Source organism: Serratia sp. CY55921, from assembly GCF_052167655.1.
Taxonomy (GTDB): Bacteria; Pseudomonadota; Gammaproteobacteria; order Enterobacterales; family Enterobacteriaceae; genus Serratia; species Serratia ureilytica.
In genome coordinates this window covers 1169430-1189555 of sequence record NZ_JBJNMU010000001.1, presented here as the reverse complement: position 1 = coordinate 1189555, position 20126 = coordinate 1169430, and the positions used below count along the sequence as shown (strand labels likewise).

Annotated in this window: 12 protein-coding genes; 6 read left to right on the top strand and 6 right to left on the bottom strand. The window is 63.8% G+C overall.

The genetic code is table 11. The annotated features are described in order from the left end of the window. The first annotated feature begins 99 nt into the window (after positions 1–99). From ACJ8M3_RS05610 to ACJ8M3_RS05600, 3 genes are all read left to right on the top strand, one after another. Entirely contained in the window at positions 100–2166 is a 2067-nt protein-coding gene (locus ACJ8M3_RS05610) for a TonB-dependent copper receptor (protein ID WP_060660706.1), read from the top strand. A gap of 141 nt (positions 2167–2307) precedes the next feature. Then, positions 2308–2469: a hypothetical protein gene (locus tag ACJ8M3_RS05605; RefSeq protein WP_162997437.1), complete on the top strand. Its 162-nt coding sequence runs from the start codon at positions 2308–2310 to the stop codon at positions 2467–2469. Positions 2470–2579: 110 nt separating this feature from the next. Then, on the top strand, positions 2580–3059 hold the full coding sequence (locus ACJ8M3_RS05600) for a GNAT family N-acetyltransferase (RefSeq protein ID WP_033643107.1): 480 nt from the start codon (positions 2580–2582) through the stop codon (positions 3057–3059). Between the two features lie 13 nt (positions 3060–3072). On the opposite strand, the gene ACJ8M3_RS05595 is transcribed toward ACJ8M3_RS05600, so the two are convergent. Next, on the bottom strand, positions 3073–3966 hold the full coding sequence (locus ACJ8M3_RS05595) for a LysR family transcriptional regulator (protein ID WP_089197064.1): 894 nt from the start codon (positions 3964–3966) through the stop codon (positions 3073–3075). A gap of 84 nt (positions 3967–4050) precedes the next feature. On the opposite strand from ACJ8M3_RS05595, the gene ACJ8M3_RS05590 reads away from it, so the two are divergent. Beyond that, the gene (locus ACJ8M3_RS05590; RefSeq protein ID WP_033643109.1) at positions 4051–4827 is read left to right on the top strand and encodes an NAD(P)H-dependent oxidoreductase; all 777 of its coding nucleotides are present in this window, start codon (positions 4051–4053) and stop codon (positions 4825–4827) included. Between the two features lie 37 nt (positions 4828–4864). Here the strand turns inward: ACJ8M3_RS05590 and ACJ8M3_RS05585 are convergent, their stop codons facing one another. Further along, complete coding sequence (locus ACJ8M3_RS05585) at positions 4865–5419, bottom strand: NAD(P)H-dependent oxidoreductase (protein WP_033643110.1); 555 nt, start codon at positions 5417–5419, stop codon at positions 4865–4867. 101 nt (positions 5420–5520) lie between these two features. On the opposite strand from ACJ8M3_RS05585, the gene ACJ8M3_RS05580 reads away from it, so the two are divergent. Then, complete coding sequence (locus ACJ8M3_RS05580) at positions 5521–5880, top strand: winged helix-turn-helix transcriptional regulator (protein ID WP_033643111.1); 360 nt, start codon at positions 5521–5523, stop codon at positions 5878–5880. A 4-nt stretch (positions 5881–5884) separates the two neighbouring features. Here ACJ8M3_RS05580 and entS read toward each other — a convergent pair whose 3' ends face one another. The 4 genes from entS to fes are packed head-to-tail and all read right to left on the bottom strand — an operon-like array spanning position 5885 to position 17350. After that, entirely contained in the window at positions 5885–7168 is a 1284-nt protein-coding gene (entS, locus tag ACJ8M3_RS05575; protein ID WP_442514625.1) for an enterobactin transporter EntS, read from the bottom strand. 58 nt (positions 7169–7226) lie between these two features. Then, positions 7227–15737 carry an amino acid adenylation domain-containing protein gene (locus ACJ8M3_RS05570; protein WP_442514624.1) on the bottom strand — a complete coding sequence of 2837 codons (8511 nt, stop codon included), beginning with the start codon at positions 15735–15737 and terminating at the stop codon, positions 7227–7229. Positions 15738–15788: 51 nt separating this feature from the next. Then, positions 15789–16013, bottom strand: a complete 225-nt coding sequence (locus ACJ8M3_RS05565) for an MbtH family protein (protein ID WP_033643114.1) — start codon at positions 16011–16013, stop codon at positions 15789–15791. Between the two features lie 29 nt (positions 16014–16042). Then, entirely contained in the window at positions 16043–17350 is a 1308-nt protein-coding gene (gene fes / locus ACJ8M3_RS05560; protein ID WP_233503951.1) for an enterochelin esterase, read from the bottom strand. Between the two features lie 202 nt (positions 17351–17552). Between fes and ACJ8M3_RS05555 the strand changes: the two genes are divergently transcribed. After that, positions 17553–19742 (top strand): TonB-dependent siderophore receptor, encoded by a 2190-nt coding sequence (locus ACJ8M3_RS05555; protein ID WP_089197068.1) that lies wholly within the window; start codon positions 17553–17555, stop codon positions 19740–19742. Positions 19743–20126 lie beyond the last annotated feature (384 nt).

Here is a 20126-nt window from a genome sequence, read left to right as displayed (position 1 = left end):
TTAACCCCCGTATTTTCCGATGGTGATTTTCGCCAGGCATCCCCACGCCTGAATAAATCGCCGGAGAATAATGGAAAAAAGTTAGCTTAAGGAAAGATGATGTTTAAACCCGCTTATAAAAAGAACGCCGTCACCCGCGCAATCACCACCGCCATGCCGCTGTTCCTGCTGGCCGGCCACGCGGCGCAGGCGCATCAGCACCCTACAGACGCACAGGTTAATGATGGCGACGTGATCACCGTCACCGCACCGCTCTACTCTCCGCTGACCATCGTGACGTCACCGAAAACCCCGCGTCAGCCGGTGCCCGCCAGCGACGGTTCGGACTATCTGAAAACCATCCCCGGTTTTTCGCAGATCCGCAACGGCGGCACCAACGGCGATCCGGTATTTCGCGGTATGTTCGGTTCGCGGCTGAAAATTCTCACTGACGGTTCGGAGATGCTCGGCGCCTGCCCATCGAGAATGGATGCGCCCACCTCTTACATCTCGCCGGAAAGCTTCGATCTGCTGACCATCACCAAAGGGCCGCAGACGGTGCTGTGGGGGCCGGGTTCGTCGGCGGGCACGGTGCGTTTCGAACGTGAACGTCCGCGCTTCGACAAGCCGGGCATCAAGGGCAACGCCAGCGTGCTGACCGGCTCCAATGGCCGCTGGGACGAGAATATCGACGCCAGCCTCGGCGCCGAACAAGGTTACCTGCGGGTGATGGCCAACAAGTCGCGCGCCAACGATTACCAGGACGGAACGAATACGCGCGTGCCATCGCGCTGGGACAAATGGAACGGCGATCTGGCGCTCGGCTGGACGCCGGATGCCGACACGCTGCTGGAAGTGACGATGGGGCGCGGCAACGGCGAAGCGCGCTATGCCGGCCGCAGCATGGACGGTTCGCAGTTCAAACGCGAAAGCCTGGGCATGCGGGTGGAGAAATCCAACATCGGCGAGGTGCTGGATAAGTTGGAAGCGCAGGTCTACTACAACTACGCCAACCACGTGATGGACAACGTGACCCTGCGCTCGCCGGGCAGCGGCGGCATGGGCGGCCATGGTGGGCATGGCGGCATGAACATGGGGGGCCACGGCGGGCACATGATGTCTTCCGGCATGACGATGCAGCTCGATCGCCGCACCGTCGGCGGCCGCGTGATGGGCACCTGGCAGTGGCAGGACGTGAAGCTTGAAAGCGGCCTGGACACGCAGACCAATACCCACCGCAGCATGAGCCGCGGTAGCTGGGAAAAAGACGCCCAGTTCAACAGCTACGGCGCCTTCGGTGAGCTGACGTGGTCCACCAGCGATCAGGATAAGCTGATCGGCGGCGCGCGTCTCGATCGCACCCTGGTGGAGAACTTCCGCAGCGGCCGCGATGTGGAACGTTCAGATACCCTGCCGAGCGGCTTTATGCGCCTGGAGCATACGCTGGCCGAGCTACCGCTGATGCTGTATGCCGGCGTCGGTTATACCGAACGCTTCCCGGATTACTGGGAGCTGTTCTCGCCGAAGCTAGGCCCGAACGGCAGCAAGGATCCGTTCTCCAACGTCAAGAGCGAGAAAACCACGCAGCTCGACATCGGCGCGCAATACAACGGCAAGCGCTTCAACGGTTGGGTCTCCGCTTATGTGGGCCGCGTCGATGATTTCATCCTGTTCAAATACGATCCGCACAATGCGCGTCTCAGCCAGGCCGATAACGTCAACGCCAACATCATGGGCGGCGAAATGGGCATGGGTTATCAACTGAGCGAGCACTGGAAAACCGACGCCAGCCTGGCCTACTCCTGGGGCAAAAACACCAGCGACGGCCGGCCGCTGCCGCAGATCCCGCCGCTGGAGGCGCGTCTGGGGCTCACCTATGAGTACGGCGACTGGAGCGGCACCGGCCTGTGGCGTTTGGTCAGCAGCCAACACCGCGTGGCGATCAACGAAGGCAACGTGGTAGGCAAAGACTTTGCCGAAAGCGCCGGCTTCGGCGTGCTTTCCGCTAACGCCGCCTACAAGGTGAATAAAAACGTCAAGCTGAGCGCCGGTCTGGATAACATCCTGAACAAGACCTACAGCGAACACCTCAACCTGGCGGGCAACAGCGCCTTCGGGTATTCGGCCAACAGCGCGGTGAATGAGCCGGGCCGCACCCTGTGGGCCAAGGTTAACGTCACCTTCTAAACCGTACACCGGGCGATGGGCAACCGTCGCCCGGTCAGGCGATATGCGATCCGGTTCTTAGGATATGAGTTTTAAGTTTTTCCCATTCGGTTGAGCGGCGATTAGTATCACTCTCAATGTAATCAAGGATCCGGAGGGAATATGCAAAAGCTCACTCGTTTTCTGGCCCTGCTCGGCGAGCTGATGATTGAAAAAGCCGAAGACGCCGCGCCGCAGGCTGCTCGGCCTGACGATCGCGACGACGCGTTGCCGCCGCGCCTCGAACGTGGGGTTCCGCTGGCCGACCGCTTCCTGTTCATGTAATTCCTCTCACTGTCTTTTGGTCCGGCACGTTCTGATATTTCATTATCGGACGCCTGCGTCTATCTTCTTTCGATGGTTCCAGCCGATTCATCATAGGAGATAGCAACGCAATGAAGATCAGAACGGTAACCCCGCAAGACGCTGAAGCCCTGACGCAGTTATTGAATGACGTGATCGGCGCCGGCGGCACGACGGCGATAGAAACGCCCCTCACCCCCGCCGAATTCAGCGAATGGTTCATCAGCGGCAGCAATGCGCTGAGCTGCCAGGTCGCGGAGGTGGATGGGCTGTTGGTGGGCTTCCAGGCGCTGAGCGCAGATGATGCCCTGCCGCCCGATACCGCAGATATTGCCACCTTCTCCCGCCTGTCGCCGAAGGTGCGCGGCGTCGGCAGTGCGTTGTTCCCTGCCACATTAGCGGCGGCGAAGTCGCACGGTTTCAAGCACATCAACGCCACCATTCGGGCGGATAACGTCGGTGGCCTCGCCTACTATCACAAAATGGGCTTTCGCGATTACGACCGTTTGCCGCAGGTGCCGCTCAGCGATGGCACGCCGATCGACAGAGTCAAAAAACGCTTCTCCCTTTAACCCGCCAACCCGCTCACACTGAACGCACGATATGTTCGCGCAGCCACCGGTGAGCGGGATCCCGGTGCGATCGTTCGTGCCACAGCATGGTCATTTCAAAGCCCGGCACCGCCAGCGGCGGCTCGAGCCGTTGTAATAAAGGCTGGTTGCGCACCAGCCGCTCCGGCAGCATCGCCACCAAATCGGACTGCGTCAGCACCGAGATAACGAACAGAAAATGTGGCACGGAAAGCACCACCCGCCGCTTCAGCCCCACGTCCGCCAACGCCCTGTCGGTCATGCCATAGAACCCGCCGCCGTCCGGCGAGACCATCACCTGCTCCAATTGGCAAAATTGCGCCGGCGTCAGCCTGGCATGCAGCTTGGGGTGGCCGACCCGGCCCACCAGCACATAGCGTTCACTGAACAGCGTGCGCTGACGCAGACCGGGCGGCGCCCCTTCGCGGGTGTGAAACGCCAGATCGATCTCCCCCTGTTCCGCCCGTTTGGCGATGCGTGACGGCGGGATTTCCAGCACCGCCAGCCGGGTGCCCGGCGCCGCCGTGCGCAAACCGTTCAGCGCCGGCAGCACGATGGTGGATTCGCCGTAGTCGAAGGCGGCCACGCGCCAGGTATCGGTCGCCACGGCGGGATCGAACGGCGTCGCCGGCGTCACCGCCAACTCGAGCGCCGCCAATGCCTGACGTAACGGTTCCCGCAGCTGCTCCGCTCTGGCGGTCGGGCGCATGCCGCGCGGGCCGGGCAACAGCAGCGGATCGTCAAAGATCGCCCGCAGTTTGGCGAGGTGCACGCTGACCGCCGGCTGGGAGAAATTGAGCCGCTGCGCCGCGCGCGTGACGTTGTGCTCCGCCAGCAGCGCGTCGAGCGTCACCAGCAGGTTGAGATCCAGCCGCCTTAAATTATTCATGGTTATACCTGGGATAACGGTAATTCATTTCTAATATACCGACTAACGCCCTAACCTGCAGCTCTCACACCAAGGAGAGCTGTTATGAATGTGCTGATTGTTTACGCCCACCCGGAGCCGCTGTCGCTGACCGGCTCACTGAAAAACTTCGCCGTTGATCGCCTGGCGCAGGCCGGCCATCAGGTACAGGTGTCCGATCTGTACGCCATGAAGTGGAAAGCGGCGCTTGACGCCGACGACAGCCTGGAAGGCGCATCAGGGCCCCGTTTCGATCCTTCGCTGGATTCGCAGCGCGCGTTTGCTAACGGCGTGCAGAGCGCCGATATCGAACGGGAGCAGCAAAAATTGCGCTGGGCGGACGTGGTGCTGCTGCAGTTTCCGCTGTGGTGGTTCTCGATGCCGGCGATCCTCAAAGGCTGGTTCGAGCGTGTCTATGCCTATGGTTTTGCCTACGGCGTCGGTGAGCATTCCGACACCCATTGGGGTGACCGTTACGGCGAGGGGACGCTGGCGGGCAAACGGGCGATGCTGATCGTCACCGCCGGCGGCTGGGAGTCCCATTACGCCCCGCGCGGCATCAACGGGCCGATCGACGATATCCTGTTCCCGATCCAGCACGGCATGCTGCACTACCCAGGGTTCGAGGTGCTGCCGCCGTTCGTCACCTACCGCGCCGGCAAAACCGATGAGGCACGCTTTGCCGCCCTGTGCGAGCAGCTCGGGCAGCGGCTGGATAATCTGTGGAACGCCGAGCCAATCCGCTTCCGGCGGCAGAACGCCGGTGACTATCTGATCCCGCAGCTGACGCTGAAAGCGCATCTCGCGCCGGGGCAAGACGGTTTCGGCGTTCACATCGAGTAGCCGGATGCGCACGCCCGGGCGCATCCGGGGCGTGCCCTTAATTCAGGGCGGCGAGAAATGCCCGATAGCCCTGCGCGCTGCTGTCCAACTCGTGTTGCTGAACCTGCTCTGCCGTCCCGTCCGAAGCGGCTTCCTTGCCGTAAAAGGCAAAGAACGAAGCATAGTCGGCCCGCACATAATCGGCGGTCACTTCAAACGGCCGGAAGATCTCCTCCAGCGAGTAGCGATAACGCCCTTCACGCGCGTAATCTTCTGCGCGCACGCCCGCCGTGACCGCCAGCGCCAGTTTCTTGTTCTGCATCTTATAGCCACTGCGAGAACCGTAGGCCCAGCCGTAGGTGAGCACGTCGTCCAGCCATTTTTTCAGCAGCGGCGGGCTGCTGAACCAGTAAATCGGGAACTGCAGCACGATGTTGTCATGCGCTTCAATCAACTGCTGTTCTTTGGCGACGTCGATCTGCCAGTCCGGATAGGCCTGATGCAGTTCGTGCACGGTATACAGCGCCGGATAGCGCCGCAGTTCCTCCAGCCAACGTTTGTTGACCACCGAGTTCGCCATATCGGGATGTGTCACTACCACCAACGTTTTCATACTGATCTCTCCAGTCAGGTGTTTCGACGCATCTTAGGGTATGCTGACAGAATGTAAAATACGCACACTCACGACACATACTTACCCTGGAGAAAGTGTAAATGACCGCCGAATCCCACTGCAGCCCTACGGGCATCAGCCTTGAAGACACCGGTTATGGCTACACCCTGTCGGTGATCAACGGTAAATACAAAATGATTATTCTCTACTGGCTGGCGTTGTATAAGCCGGTATTGCGCTTCAACGAACTGCAGCGCTGCATCGGCACCATTTCGTATAAGACGCTGAGCTCGACGTTGAAAGAGCTGGAAAAAGACCGTCTGGTGGTGAGAAAGGAGTATCCGCAGATCCCGCCCAAGGTGGAGTACAGCCTGTCCGAGCGCGGGCGTTCGCTGATCCCGGTGATCGACATGATGTGCGACTGGGGGGAGCGGCACCGGCCGGAACAGCCGGCGCCGTGAGGGGTCAGTTGTCCGCCGCTGCTGAGGTTGCCGGAGCCGGCTCATCGTGCTCAACCAACGCGTCCGCCGGCCGGCACTGGCGCAGCGTGCGCACGCTGAAGGCCACCAGCACGCCGAGCACTGCGGCGAATGCGCCAAACGACAGCACGCTCATCAATGGGGTGAACACCCTGCCCAGTAAACCGAGCCCCAGCGCGCCGATCGAATCGCCGGTCACGTCCTGCGCGGTGCCGAGGCTGTTCACCCGCCCCAGCAGATGATCCGGCGTATTGCTCTGGATCAGCATGAACTGCAAGAGCGAGGCGATGGCATTGGCGTAGCCGTAACACACCAGCGCCAGCAGCGCCGGCGCCAGATGGCTGAACAGCCCCAGTGACGCGATGGCGGTGAACGCGACGATAGCGGCGATCAGGATCAGCACCCCAGGGCGAGGGAAACGCCCCACCCAGCCGCTGGTCAGCGCGCCCAGCATCGCACCGAGCGGCACTGCGGAGTACATCAGGCCAATAGAGGACGCGCCGACGTGGTAAGCGTCCTGCGCCAGCGCCGGAAACAGTACCCTGACGGCGCCGACGATGCTCATCAACATCCCCAGCAACACCACCGAGCCGACCACCTTATTGCGCCAGACAAACTGGAAGCCGCTGGCGAGCGCGCGCAGCGGGTGTTCCGGCTCCTGCTGCTGCGGCAGCAGCGTCGGCAGGCGCACCAGCGGGACCAGGGTGCCCAGCGTCCCTGCCGCCGCGACGGCGAAAGCGAGACCGACGCCGCCGAACACGATGATGATCCCCCCCAGCGCCGGCGCCAGGATCGCGCCGATGCGCACCGTCACCATGCTCAAGGCCCCCGCCGCCGCCAGGTTTTCGCGCCCGACCAGCAGCGGGATCACCGCCATCAGCGCCGTCATGCCGAGCGCGCCGAAGAACCCGTCCCACGCCGCCAGCAGATAGAGCGCCCACAGCGACGGGGCCGGCGCGAAGGCATTCAGACTCAGGGCGACAAAGCCCAGCCCGCAGGTGCCGCGCGCGAACAGGATCAGCTTGCGGCGATCGTAGCGATCGGCGAGCACCCCGCCCAACATCAGGCCGATAAACATGCCTACGCCGTCCAGCGCCACCGCCACGCCCACCTGCAACGTGGAGCCGGTCATCGCCTGGATCTGAATCGGCACCCCCACCGCCAGCATGCCGAGGGAAAACACCGACAGCATGCGGGCGCAGAAAATCGCACGAAAATGCGCATTGCTTCTCAGCAAACTGAAATCAAGAAAAAAAGAAGGTCTGGCCATAGTGTCCTGCATATCATGTTTTAGTACGGGCCGTGGCGCACGCCCCGGCCCGGTTGCGTTATACCAACCCGTATTGCCGCGTCAGCAGCGAATGCAACAGCGGCCCGAGCGTCTCCAGCGAGGCCGGCGACAGAATGTCCGCGTGCTCGCAACCTTGGTGATGACAGATCAGCCGATCCAGATACGGCGCCCACACGGCGTTGATGTCCATCAATGGCGGCAGCGTCCGATCGGCGACAAACAGCGTCGCCGTGCCGTGGAAACGCTGACTGCGCGCCTGAGAAAGAAGGCGCACCGCGTCACGATAGTTGGCGACGATGCTGTCGAACATCGCCGCCTTCTCCGCCATCAGCGCCGGATCGCCATGATCTTCCGCCATAAACTCGGCCTGTTCCTGCGCCACCTCCTTCTGCGCCTCTTCCTCGCTGGGGCCGGTCCAGTCCTGGCCTTCCGGCGGATAGGTATCCAGCATGCCGAGGAACGCCACCTCTTCGCCCTGCTGCTGCAAACGCGCGGCCATCGAGTGCGCCAGCGTGCCGCCGAGCGAATAGCCCAGCAGGTAATAAGGCCCCTGCGGCTGCAGGCGGCGCAGAGTGGCGAGATGACGATCGACCATCTGCTCAATGTCCTCGCAGGTGGCGATGGCACCATCCGGCCTTGGCGACTGCAGGCCGATGATCGGGTAGCTCCCCGGCAGATAACGGCTCAGCCCCGAGTACTGCCAGGCGAAACCGGAAGCCGGGTGCAGACAGAACAGCGCCGGGCCTTGGCCCGCCCGCAGCTGCAGGCACTCGCCGACGCCGCGGCTCTCGGCCGAGCCGGCGGCCTGCGCATCATCGAGCAGGTGCGCCATTTTCTCCAGACTGCGGGCGAACATGATCTGCCCGACGCTCAACGGCCGGGTGACGCGCCGACGCAGCTCCGCCGCCAGGCGCATCGCCAGCAGCGAGTGGCCGCCCAACGCGAAGAAGTCGTCGTCGGCATACACCGTCTCGCGCCCCAGCAGTTCGCTGAACAGCGCCGCCAGCAGGCGCTCGCTGTCGCTGTGCGGCACGCGGCCGCTCTGCGGGCTCAGCTGCGGCCGAGGCAACGCTTTGCGATCCAGCTTGCCGCTGGCGCTGAGCGGGAAGCTGTCGGTCATGACATAGCTGACCGGCATCATGTGCGCCGGCAAACGCGCCTCCAGCGCCTGATGCAGGACGGCGGTATCCAGCGTCACGCCCGGCTGGGCGATCAGCCAGGCGACCAACTGCCGCATATCGGCGCCGCCCAGCCCCGTCGCGCCCTCACCCAGTTCGATGGCGTGCACCGCCGCCTGCGCTACTCCCGGCTGCGCCAGCAGCGCCTGTTCGATTTCGCCCAGTTCGATGCGCTGGCCGCGGATCTTCAGCTGATCGTCGCTGCGCCCCAAATACTCGACGCTGCCGTCTTCCAGCCAGCGGGCGATATCGCCGGTGCGATACATGCGCGCCCCGTTGCCGGCGGGATCGGCGACAAACCGCTGCGCCGTCAATCCCGGCCGATGCAGATAGCCGTCGGCCAGCTGAATGCCGCGCAGGTAGAGATCGCCGGCGCAGCCGACGGGCACCGGCCGCAGCATGGCGTCGAGAATGCTCAGTTGGGTGTTCCAGACCGGTTTGCCGATCGGCACGCCGGCGCCGCTCACCGCCGCCAATGCCTCGCCGGACGCCGGTTGATAGGTGACATCAACCGCCGCCTCCGTCGGGCCATACAGGTTATGCAGCGGCGCGGCGACCAACGCCTGGTAGCGGGATGCCAGTTCACACGACAACGCCTCACCGCTGCAGAACACGCGTTTCAGGCTGGCGGCGGCGCGCTGCGGCGCACGTTCGTTCAGCGCCTCAACCCAGATAGCCAACATGGACGGAACGAAATGCAGCGTGGTTACGCCATAGTCGTCGATCAACGTCGTCAGCGCCTGCGGATCGCGGTGCGCCTCCGGCGGCGCCATCACCAGGCGCGCGCCGACCATCAGCGGCCAGAAGAACTCCCAGACGGAAACGTCGAAGCTGCACGGCGTTTTCTGCAATACCACGTCCTGCGCATCGAGCGCATACTCGTGCTGCATCCAGAACAGACGGTTGACGATCGCCCGGTGGTTCACCACCACCCCTTTCGGCCGCCCGGTAGAGCCCGAGGTATACAGGACGTAGGCGGGATAATCGCCGTTCCCCGCCGGTGCGCGCTGCATCGGTTCGCGCCCGCTGTCGTCCAGCGCATCGAACCGCAACGTCGGCGCCAGCGCGGCAAAACGGGCATCCAAGGCGCTCTCGGTGATAATCAGCCGTGGCTTGGCGTCTGCCACCATGTAGGCCAGACGCTCATCCGGGTAACCGGTATCCAGCGGCAGCCAGGCGGCGCCGGTTTGCACAATCGCCGTCAGCGCCAGGCTGAGGCGCACGGAACGCGGCAACGCCACCGCGACGATATCGCCCGGCTGAATGCCCGCCGCCGTCAGCTGTTCGGCCAACAGTGCGGCCTGGCGCTGCATGTCACGGTAGCTGAGGGTGTGCCCGGCATCCTGCAACGCGATGCGTTCCGGCGTGCGCCGAGCTTGATCGGCGATCGCCTGATGCAAGGTGGTGTCCGCTACCGCCTGTGCGGTGCGGTTGACCGCCGCGATCAACGCCTGTTCCTGCGGGGTTTGCAATTGCCAGCGCGGCAACGGCAGATCCGGTTGCGCAATCCATTGTTGCAGCAGCGCCATCAGCCGCGCGGCGAAGCGTTCAGGCTGCGGCACCGAGTCACGGTACTCCATCAGCAGACGCAGACGCTCGCCGGGCAGCACCAGCAACGTCAGCGGATAGTGGGTATAGCCTTTGTTGCGGATGGCGTCGCAGCGCAGGGAACCTGTGCCGCCGAGCAAGGCATCGTTGTCCGGGTAGTTCTCTACCACCAACAGCGTATCGAACAGCGTGCCCGCGCCGGCCAGGTGCTGGATCTCACCCAATCCCAAATCGTCGTGCTCCAGCAGTTCAATCTGCCGGTGTTGCAGAGCGGTCAGCTGTTCCGTCAACGGCCGGCCGTTTTCCAGCCGTACGCGTACCGGCAGCGTGTTGCTGAACAGGCCAACGTGCTCTTCCACGCCGTCGATCTGGCCAAACCGCCCGGAAACCGGCGAGCCGAACACCACGTCCTGATGGCCGCAACAGCCAGCCAGCTGCAGCGCCCAGATGCCCTGCATCACAGTATTGAGCGTCAGCCCGCGTTCGCGGCACAGGGTCAGCAAACGCTGTTCCTCCGCCGGCGGCAGCGTCATTTCCAGCTCAAACACGCGGTCGTCCTGCGTCTCGCCAAACAGCAGCGTTGGCCGTACGTCCTGCAGCGTCTCGCGCCAGATGCGGCGCGAGGCGTCGGCATCCCGCGCGGCCAGGCGGCGCACGATATCGGCATAGTTCGAACGCAGCGGCGGCAACGCCGTTATCCCTTCACGCAATGCGAGCATCAGATCGTTGAGCACCACCGGCGTCGACCAGCCATCGACGATCAGGTGGTGGGCATTGAGGAACAGCGTGCAGCGTTCGCTCTCGCCGTGTTTGACCCACAGCGCATGCAGCATCGCGCCCGGCTGGTTAAACAGATCGCGCTGCAGCTCTATCTGCTCCAGCTCATTCAGCGCCTGCATTTCTTGTTCGGCGGACAGCGGCGGCAGCCTGAGGCTGTCCAGCGGCCAATGGCTTTCCTGCGGTATCAGCTGCAGCGGTTCGCCCTCGCGGTTGAACCGGGCGGCCAGCTGCGGATGGCGGCGGATCACCGCATCCAGCGCCTGCTGGAGCCGTGGCGCGTCCAGTTCGCCGCAGAGGCTCAGGCGCGTCAGCGAGTTATAACTGCCGCCCTGCTGCGCCGTCTGGGCATGGAACAGCAAGCCGTGCTGCAAGGGCAACAGCGGTAGCGCATCGGCCAACGGCCCATACTCCCGCTCCCAGGCGCGCAGCGTTTCATCGTCGACGTTCGGTTGGGCGATCTCGGCCGCCGTCAACGTTGCCGCTGCGCGTTCGGGATGCCGTTCAGCAAACTCGCACAGCGCACGCACGGCCTGCTCGATGCCCCTATGCAGCGCCTCGATGTCGCTCGCGCTGAAGATGGCCTCCAGCCAGCTCCAGTTGATCGCCAGACACGCGCCGTCGCGCCGCTCTTCGACAAAGATGTTCACTTCCAGCCCATAACACAGCGCCTGCTGCGTATCCTGCGCCACGGCGAAGGCGTCGCGGAAACGGGTCCGGCTGCGCTGCGGCGTCCAGTGTCCCTCATCCTGGCCGAAGCGCCCGAGGTAGTTGAACAAAATCTCCGGCGCATTGCGCTGCGCCAGCGCGGCCAGTTCGTCACGCTGCGGATGTAAATAGCGCAGTTGACCATAGCCGATGCCGCGATCGGCCACCGCGCGCGTCACCCGTTTCACCGCGCGCACGGCCTCGTGGTGTTCGGCGTCATGCAGTTCGATGCACAGCGGGTACTCCGCCGTCAGCCAGCCGACGGTGCGCGCCAGATCGAGGCTATCGTCCAGTTCGGCGCGGCCGTGCGACTCCAGCGAAAGACGCAGCGAAGCGGCCTGGAAATGACGCCGGCAGGCCAGCGCCAGCGCGCACAGCATGATCTCTTCGACCTGAGCGCGGTATCCCTGCGGCAAGGCGCCCAGCAGCGCGGCGGTCAGCCGGCTGTCGAGCAGCGTGCGCCGTTCGCTCACCGAAGCGAGACGATCGGTCTGCAGATCCAGCGCGCGGCGCCCCAAGCGCGGCACGCCGTCCGCCAGCATCTGCCGCCAGAACGGCAGCTCGGTTTCCCGGCGTTCGGCGTCGGCCCGTAAACGCGCGGACCACTCATAGAGCGAGGTTTCCTCCGGCGGCAGCGCGATCGGCTGCCCCTGCATGGCGCTGTCGGCCGCTTGCCGCAGTTCGTCGAGCAGGATGCGCCAGGAAACGCCGTCAACCACCAGGTGGTGGATCGCCAGCACCAGCCCGAGGCTCTGCCCGTCACGCTGCAACAAGATGGCCTGCATCATGCTGCCCTCGGCCGGATTGAGGCGCGCCAGCGCGGCATCAAACGCCTGTTCCGCCGCGGTTTCCAGATCGCCGGATACGGGATGACGCTGCATCAATTCACCGGCGGCGGCGGTTTCAACCACCAACTGGCCGTCGCGGATCCGCGCGCCCAGCGCCGGGTGTGCCGTACGCAGCTGTTCCAACGCATAACGCAGCTGTGCCGGTTGCAATTCGGCAGGCACGCGCAGGAAAACGCCGTGCGCGAAGAGACGATGCATGTCGCCCGTCTCGGCAAACCAGTGCAGGATCGGCAGCCCGTCGATCGGGCCTTGCTGCACGCTGCGCGCGGCCTGAGATCCAACGGCCAGCGGCTGCATCGCCTGCGCCATGCGCGCGGGGGTGTGCAGCGCGAAGATCTCACGCGGCCGCAGCAGATACCCGTTGCGCCGCAGGGCGGTGCCCAGCCCCATCGCCGAGATGCTGTCGCCGCCGAGCGCGAAGAAATCGTCGTCGGCACCGACGCGCTCCATCCCCAACAGCTGCGCCATGGCGCGGCAAATCAGCCTTTCCTGCTCGGTGGCCGGCTCGCGCAGGCTTTGCGCCAGCGTCTCCTGCGGTTTGGGCAGCGCCTGACGGTCAATCTTGCCGTTAACGTTAAGCGGCAGCTCCGGCATCACCACCAGGATCGCCGGCACCATGTAATCCGGCAGACGCTGCGCCAACTGCCCCAGCAGCTCGCTCTGCAGCGCGGGTGAGGCGCGCCGCGCGTCATCCTGCACCGAGCAGTAACCGATCAGGCGATAGGTAGCGCCGATCGGCTCGGCGATCACCACCGCCCGCCCCACGTCCGGCAAGGCAGCCAGCGCGCTCTCCACTTCACCCAGCTCGACGCGGAAGCCGCGCACCTTGATTTGGTGATCGGTACGGCCAATGAACACCAGCTGGCCGTCCGCGCTCCAACGCATCAGATCGCCGCTGCGGTACATCACCTCGCCGTCGGCGAACGGATTGGCGACAAAGCGCGCCGCCGTCAGATCCGGGCGGCGCAGGTAACCGCGCGCGATGCCCTTGCCTGAAATGTACAGTTCCCCCGCCGCGCCGATCGGCACCGGCTGCAGGCGACTGTCGAGCAGCCAGACTTCGGTATTGGCCAGGGGGCGCCCGATCACCGGCTGGTCTGCGGCCGTGACCGGCGCGCCGAGGGTATCGACGGTGTATTCGGACGGGCCGTAATAGTTATGGATCTCGACTTCCGGATGCTGCCGCATCAGGTTCCACAGCGTCGGTGTCGCCGCCTCGCCGCCGATCATCACAAACGCCGGCAGCGGAAACTGTCCCTTCAGCAGGCCGCAATCCACCAACTGCGAGAGGAACGACGGCGTGATGTCCAGCAGATCGATCGGGGTCTGTTGGGTCTGTTCGAGCAACGCCCAGGGGTCGCGGCGCAGCTCTTCATCGAAGATAACCAGTTCGCTGCCCATCATCATGCAGAACAGCGGCTCCCAGGAGGAGTCGAAAGAGAACGAAGCGGTATGCCCGGCGCGCAGACGCCGCCCGCGGCGAGCCTGGAATTTTTCAATCGCCGGGCCGAACAGCGAGGCCTGATGCGACAAGAACAGGTTCAGCAGCCCGCGGTGCGTGGACATCACGCCTTTGGGTTTGCCGGTCGAACCGGAGGTGTAAATCATGTAGGCCAGATGCGCCTCGTTCAGCGGCGCGCGCCGCTCTTCGTCCGATATCGGCGCGGCCTCGGCGGCCGCGCAGCGCGCCCGGCATTGCGCCTCATCGAGGCACATGATCTGCGGCAGATCCGGCATGTTGGCCCGCGTGTCGCTGTGGGTCAGCAGCATCACCGGCCGCGCGTCGTCGCACATCAGCGCCAGACGTTCGCGCGGATAATCCAGATCGAGCGGCATATAGGCCGCGCCGCTGGCCAACACGCCAAACAGCGCGACCAGCGTGTCCACCGAGCGCGGAATGCCGATGGCGACCACGTCTTCGGCGCCGATGCCGCTTTCGATCAGCACGCGCCCCAGTTGCATCACCCGTTCACTGAGTTGACGGTAGCTGAGGCGCACATCGCCGCAGGTCACCGCCAACGCCTCGGGCTGTCGCTCAACCTGACGCTGGAAAGCGTCCATGATCGACACCATGCCCGCCGGCGGCGTCAGCTCAGCGCCGCGCCCCCAGGCCGCGAGTTGGCGCAGCTCCCCTTCGCTGACCAGCGCCAGTTGACCGTTCGGCTGATGCGGCCGCCGCGCCAGTTGCTGCAGCCAATGGCCAATGCGCTCCGCATGGCCTTGCAAGGTGCGCGGCGCGTATTTGGCCGGGTTGGCCACCAACGACAGCGTCAGCACGCCGCTTCGAAAACCGATCTCAAACTCGAGGTCGTCGACCGGCCCCATCGCCAGCGTATGGGTAACGGCCGCTTGACCGTCGAAGGACAAGGCGCTGTGGTAAACCTTGACGTTGACCACCGGGCCGTACAGCTCCTGATGGCCGCCGACCAGGCCGAGATCGCGTTTGATCTGCTCCGCCTCATAGCGCTGATGGCGCCGCACCTGTTTGATTTGCGCCGCGGTGGCCTGGCAGACGTCCGCCAGCGACATCTCCGGCGTCACGTTCAGCAGCAGCGGCAGCACGTTAACCACCGGGCCGATCGCCGCCAGCGCCTGCGAGCCCATGCGGCGCATGAAAGGAAAACCGATGGAGAGCCGGGTTTCGCCGCTCATGCGCGCCAGATACATCGCCAGTGCCGCCGTGACGATATCGGCCGGTTGCAACGACTGCAGCGCCGCATCGCGCAGCGCTTCGTCAAACAGCGACTCCGGCAGCACCAGCGCCTGTTTGAGCGGCCGAGCGCCCGGTTCGACCTCGCGGTTTTCCGTCGCCAATGACAGCGGCGACGGCAGATCGCGCAGATGCTGCCGCCAGAATTCGGCCGCCCGCTGGCGTGCGGGCGACGTTTGCCATTGCTGAAACTCTTCCACCACCTTGCCGAACGGGGTAAACGGCGAGGCCGCCGGCGACAGCCCGTGGCGCAGCGCGCGGTAGATATCGGCGATCCGGCGGGTGATGGCCTCGAAGCTGAAGCCGTCCAGGGTCAGATGATGAAAGCGCTGGTACCAGAACCAGCGATCGGCGCTGATGCGGATCACCGCATGGCGATAGAGCGGGCGCTCGCCGTCCGCGGGCAGATCCTGCGCCAGATCGTCGTGCATCAGCGCCAGCGCCGCCTGTTCGGCGTCTGGCCGCGCGCTGAAGTCAAACCACTCCGGCGCCAGCACCCGCGCGGGATCCGCGTTCAGCGGTAAACGTTGCACCGGCTGGCCGTCCTGCGCCTCAAAGAAGCGCGCCTGAACCGTATCCGCCTCCGCCAGCCCCTGGCGAATCGCGCGCTCCAGCGCCGAACGATCGATATCGCCGTGCAGTTCGGTGTAGTGCGCCACGGCAAAGCTGTTGCGCCGCAGCGCGATTTGGTCGGCGATCCAGATCCCCGGTTGCGCCGCAACCAGCGGATAATCCCGATACTCGACCTGAGTATCCGGCAAAGAAAGCGTTTCTGACATGGTGTCTGTCCTTTTCCTCAAACGGAATGTAGCGATGTGGCTGTGCGGCGATTAACGCGGCGCATCCGCCGCTTTCAACGACGCCGGCCGCATGTCCTGCCAGTGCGCTTCGATATAGTCGATACATTCACCGCGCGACGCCGGCCCCATCAACACGCGCCATCCCGGCGGCGTATCGGCAAACTGCGGCCACAGCGAGTACTGCTGTTGCGCGTTGACCAACACGGAGAAACGGAGACTTTCGTCATCGAACGGGTTTTGTTGTTCCTGAGTCATTTGCCTTACCTGTCTGTCAAAATGTGGAATTACTTCATTGCGGAAAGCAGCCGGCGCACGCCGTCCACCAGACCGCCGCGCCAGCAGAGCGCGTCATGTCCGCCGGAATACACGCGGTAGTCGGCACGATGCCCGGCCGCCGTCAGCGCCTGGTGCATCTGGCGATTGACGAATTCGATGTCCGCCTCCCGATCGCCGGCTTGCTGAATCACGGTGAGCGTCGGCGCGGTCGCGCCGCGCTGCCGAACCTGGCGTATCAACCAGCCTTCCTCCAACTCGTGGCGTTTTTCGAACTGGGTAACGAATTGCACCGTGGGCCACCAGAAGGAGCCGGACTGGCTCAGCACATGGCCGAAGCGCTCGGGCCAGTGCAGGCCGGCGTATAACGCCGCCAGCCCGCCGTAGCTCTGGCCGGCGACCACGGTGCGCGCCCCCTCTTCGCTGAACGGTTCGCGCCGCTGCGCCTGCGGCAGCAGTTCGTCGATCACCGCCTGCCAAAAGGCGGCGTTGCAAGGAAGTTCGTTTTCCCGGTGTTCGCCATCGATCGCATCGATCAGCAGCCAGCACGCGGGCGGCAGATGCCCTTTTGCGGTCTCGTTCTCAATCACCGGCAGCAATGCGTGCCTTTCGATCCAGTTCTGGCCGTCGAGCAGCAGCACCAGCGGGCGGTTCGCGTTGTCCGCCGCCTCGCCGCCGGCATACAGCCACACGCGCCGCCGGGTGCCCAGCCGTTCGCTGTGCCAGTGAAAAAGCTGTAGCCGCGCTTCATCCAACGGCCGATCGGCGGCCTGCCAGGCGCTTTGGTCGTCCGCGTCCGGCCCCTGAGCCAGGGAAACGGCGCGCGGGCGATAAACCGGCCCCAGCGAGGTGCGATTCAGCGGATCGGCGATCGCCAACGGGAACAGCGATACCCACCAGGCGCGCTGCTGGCGATCGCGCAACGTTTCGTCGTCGCTAAAGACGGGAGGAAGATCTCGCGCCGTAATCGGGATCAGGCTGTAACTGCCGCGCCAGCGGCGATCGACAACGGCCGCGCCGTACCAAACGTCGGTGCCGGGGAGCCTTTTCAGGCTGCTGGGGGTCGTGCTGTGATGGTCGGTAATGCCGTTGATATCGGCATAGACGCGGCATATCGGCGAGAGCCGCTCGTCGCCGGCAGGATCGCGCCATAGCCAGGTCATTCTGACGTGCTGTTCATCGTGCGCGTCGACGACAGGCGTGCCATGAGCGGCAACCTTCTGCCACCATGCGGGTTGCCCCGCCGCCGCCTCACGCAGCCAGTGCGCCGCCAATCCCTCATGGCCGTGTTCTGGCCTCTTTTCCGGCAAAAACTCCATAGCGCCCCTTACATAACGTGCGTGACTTTTACAAAACCTGACAATCGTATTGATACTCATTATCATTTTCAATACTATTTGTCGGATTTTTGCCGTCGTGCAAACGCGACGTCTCCGCGTCGACGAGGGAAACCGTATTCATCGGCATTGCGGGGTTTATCAGGGTGGCATTACACACAAAAGTAGGCATGCAGGAGAGATAATGAATATTAGAAACAAAGGGATAGAAAACGATAGTGCAGAGGCGATGTCCGCCAACCGGCTGTTGCTGGGGGCGACGCTGGCGCTACTGCCCTTCGCGCAAAACGCTTTTGCCGCGGCGGACGAGACGATGGTGGTGACCGCCGACGCGCAGAGCAGCGTGACCGCGCCCGTCAAAGGGATCGTCGCCAAAGAGAGCGCCGCCGGCACCAAAACCGCCGCCCCGCTGAGCAAAACCCCGCAGTCCATCTCGGTGGTGACGCGCGAGCAAATGAACGACCAGGAACCGGCGTCGGTCGCCGACGCCTTGAACTACACCAGCGGGGTGGTCACCACCTATCGCGGCAATTCCAACCGCAATGACGAAGTGATCAGCCGCGGCTTCCGCTACGCGCCCAAGCTGCTCGACGGCCTGCACTTTGGCCTCTCGAGCCAAAACGGCGGCGCCGGGCAGATCGATCCCTGGTTGCTGGAGCGCGTGGAAATGGTGCACGGCCCGGCCGGCGTGCTTTACGGCCAGGTCAGCCCCGGCGGCGTGGTGGTGATGACCAGCAAACGCCCTACCGCCCAGAGCATTCACGAAGTTAAATTCAGCACCGGCAACCGTCATCTGGCGGAAACGGCGTTCGACTTCGGCGGCAAACTCAACGACGACAACACCCTGTTCTATCGCCTGAACGGTATCGCCAGAACCGAACATGAGTTTGTCAAAGACAGCAAGCAGCAACGGGTGGCCATCGCCCCGGCCTTCACCTGGCTGCCGAACGAAGACACCAGTTTTACGCTGCTGACCAGCTACCAGAACGATCCGAAAGCCGGATCGCGCAACTTCCTGCCGCGCGCCGGCACACTGTTCCCGACCAGCGCGGGCTATGTGCCCTATGACTTCAACATCAGCGAACCCAGCTTCAACAAGTCGCGGCGCGAGCAGGCGTCGATCGGCTACAGCCTCGAGCACAACTTCAGCGATGCGCTGTCGTTTACCCAGAACCTGCGTTTCACCCACCGTGATGAGGACTATAAATATCTGGTTTATAACGTAAACTCGAAGGTCAACGACCACACCGTCACCCGCATGGCGCAGCATGAAACGCAGATGACCAACGAGTTTGGCGTGGATAACCAGCTGAAGGGCCTGTTCGACACCGGCGAGGTGAAACACACGGTGCTGGGCGGATTGGATTACCGCTACAGCCATATCGATTCGAAGATGTATCGCGATCGCGGCAACGATTACCCGATCGACTGGGCCAACCCGGTTCGTCCCAGCATCGATGGCAGCACGCTGGCGCTGGCTTCCAGCGATTTGAAGACGCTGAATCAGGTCGGGGTGTATCTGCAGGACCAGCTGGCGTGGAATAACTGGAACCTGCTGCTGTCCGGCCGTCAGGACTGGTCGCAGGTCAACACCCGCGATCGCACCAGCGGCGGCAAAGAGCAGACCTACAACGATGCCCAGTTCACCGGCCGTGCGGGCCTGCTCTACGCCTTCGACAACGGCATTTCGCCGTACGTCAGCTACAGCACCTCGTTCGATCCTAACCTGTACCCGAGCGCGCCGGGCGCCGACCCGCTCAAGCCGACCACCGGCAAACAAACCGAGGTGGGCGTGAAGTACCAGATCCCGGGCGGCAACACCCTGCTGACCCTTTCCTGGTTCGACATCACCCAACGCAATGTGGCGTCTTACAACCGTCTCACCTCCGCCTACGAGCAGATCGGTGAGGTGAAATCCAAAGGGATTGAGGCGGAAGTGCACGCTCAGCCGACGCCGGAGATCAAGCTGATCGCCGCCTACACCTACACCGACGTGGTGACCAAAGACTCCAACTCGGCGGACGAAATCGGCCACAGCCCGGCGGGCATTCCGCGCCACGCGGCGTCCGCCTGGGGCAGCTACAGCTTCCTGAGCGGTGCGCTCAATGGCCTGACCGTCGGCAGCGGCGTGCGTTACATCGGCGATGCGCCGGCCGACGCCACCGGCCAGTACGACGTGCCGCACTACACGCTGTACGACGCCATGGTGAAATATGATCTCGGCCAGGCCTCGCCGGCGCTGCGCGGTGCGGCGCTGCAGCTCAACGTGCAGAACCTGACGGACAAGAAATACGTTTCATCCTGCAGCGGCGAGTACGCCTGCTTCTACGGCAGCGGCCGCAGCGTCATCGCTTCGGTGAACTACCGCTGGTAACGAAAAGGGGCGGCCAGCGCCGTAATGCTTGTCAGTTAGCTTTTTTCTGAAGGTATTGGTGACGTATTTCGGTCGATAAATGTGAGATGCACCATGAAACTCATGCGCCTCGACCGAGCAAGGGACCGTAGGCGCGGTCCCTTGCAACCCGCGCCTTTGCCCTATCAGACGGTTGGCTTTGCCAACGTTACTCAGCCCATCCCTGGGCCTCGCCCCTTCGGGGCCGCTGCAAGCAGCGTTCAAATCTGCTCCAGGCAGATTTGTCCTCTCTCCGCCATAGCGCATTGAGGCCGGCTGCGACAGGCGTCCCTGCCTGTCTCACCTGAAACCGCCGTCCATGGCGGTTTCGCCTAATGCGCTATACCTGCGTTCGGCGTCTTCAAG

Coding starts and splice junctions, on each gene's coding strand:
- ACJ8M3_RS05595 (WP_089197064.1), bottom strand. CDS start 3,966: ATGAATAATTTAAGGCGGCTGGATCTCAACCTGCTGGTGACGCTCGAC.
- ACJ8M3_RS05610 (WP_060660706.1), top strand. CDS start 100: ATGTTTAAACCCGCTTATAAAAAGAACGCCGTCACCCGCGCAATCACC.
- ACJ8M3_RS05590 (WP_033643109.1), top strand. CDS start 4,051: ATGAATGTGCTGATTGTTTACGCCCACCCGGAGCCGCTGTCGCTGACC.
- entS (WP_442514625.1), bottom strand. CDS start 7,168: ATGGCCAGACCTTCTTTTTTTCTTGATTTCAGTTTGCTGAGAAGCAAT.
- ACJ8M3_RS05565 (WP_033643114.1), bottom strand. CDS start 16,013: ATGACTCAGGAACAACAAAACCCGTTCGATGACGAAAGTCTCCGTTTC.
- ACJ8M3_RS05585 (WP_033643110.1), bottom strand. CDS start 5,419: ATGAAAACGTTGGTGGTAGTGACACATCCCGATATGGCGAACTCGGTG.
- ACJ8M3_RS05570 (WP_442514624.1), bottom strand. CDS start 15,737: ATGTCAGAAACGCTTTCTTTGCCGGATACTCAGGTCGAGTATCGGGAT.
- ACJ8M3_RS05580 (WP_033643111.1), top strand. CDS start 5,521: ATGACCGCCGAATCCCACTGCAGCCCTACGGGCATCAGCCTTGAAGAC.
- ACJ8M3_RS05605 (WP_162997437.1), top strand. CDS start 2,308: ATGCAAAAGCTCACTCGTTTTCTGGCCCTGCTCGGCGAGCTGATGATT.
- ACJ8M3_RS05555 (WP_089197068.1), top strand. CDS start 17,553: ATGAATATTAGAAACAAAGGGATAGAAAACGATAGTGCAGAGGCGATG.
- fes (WP_233503951.1), bottom strand. CDS start 17,350: ATGGAGTTTTTGCCGGAAAAGAGGCCAGAACACGGCCATGAGGGATTG.
- ACJ8M3_RS05600 (WP_033643107.1), top strand. CDS start 2,580: ATGAAGATCAGAACGGTAACCCCGCAAGACGCTGAAGCCCTGACGCAG.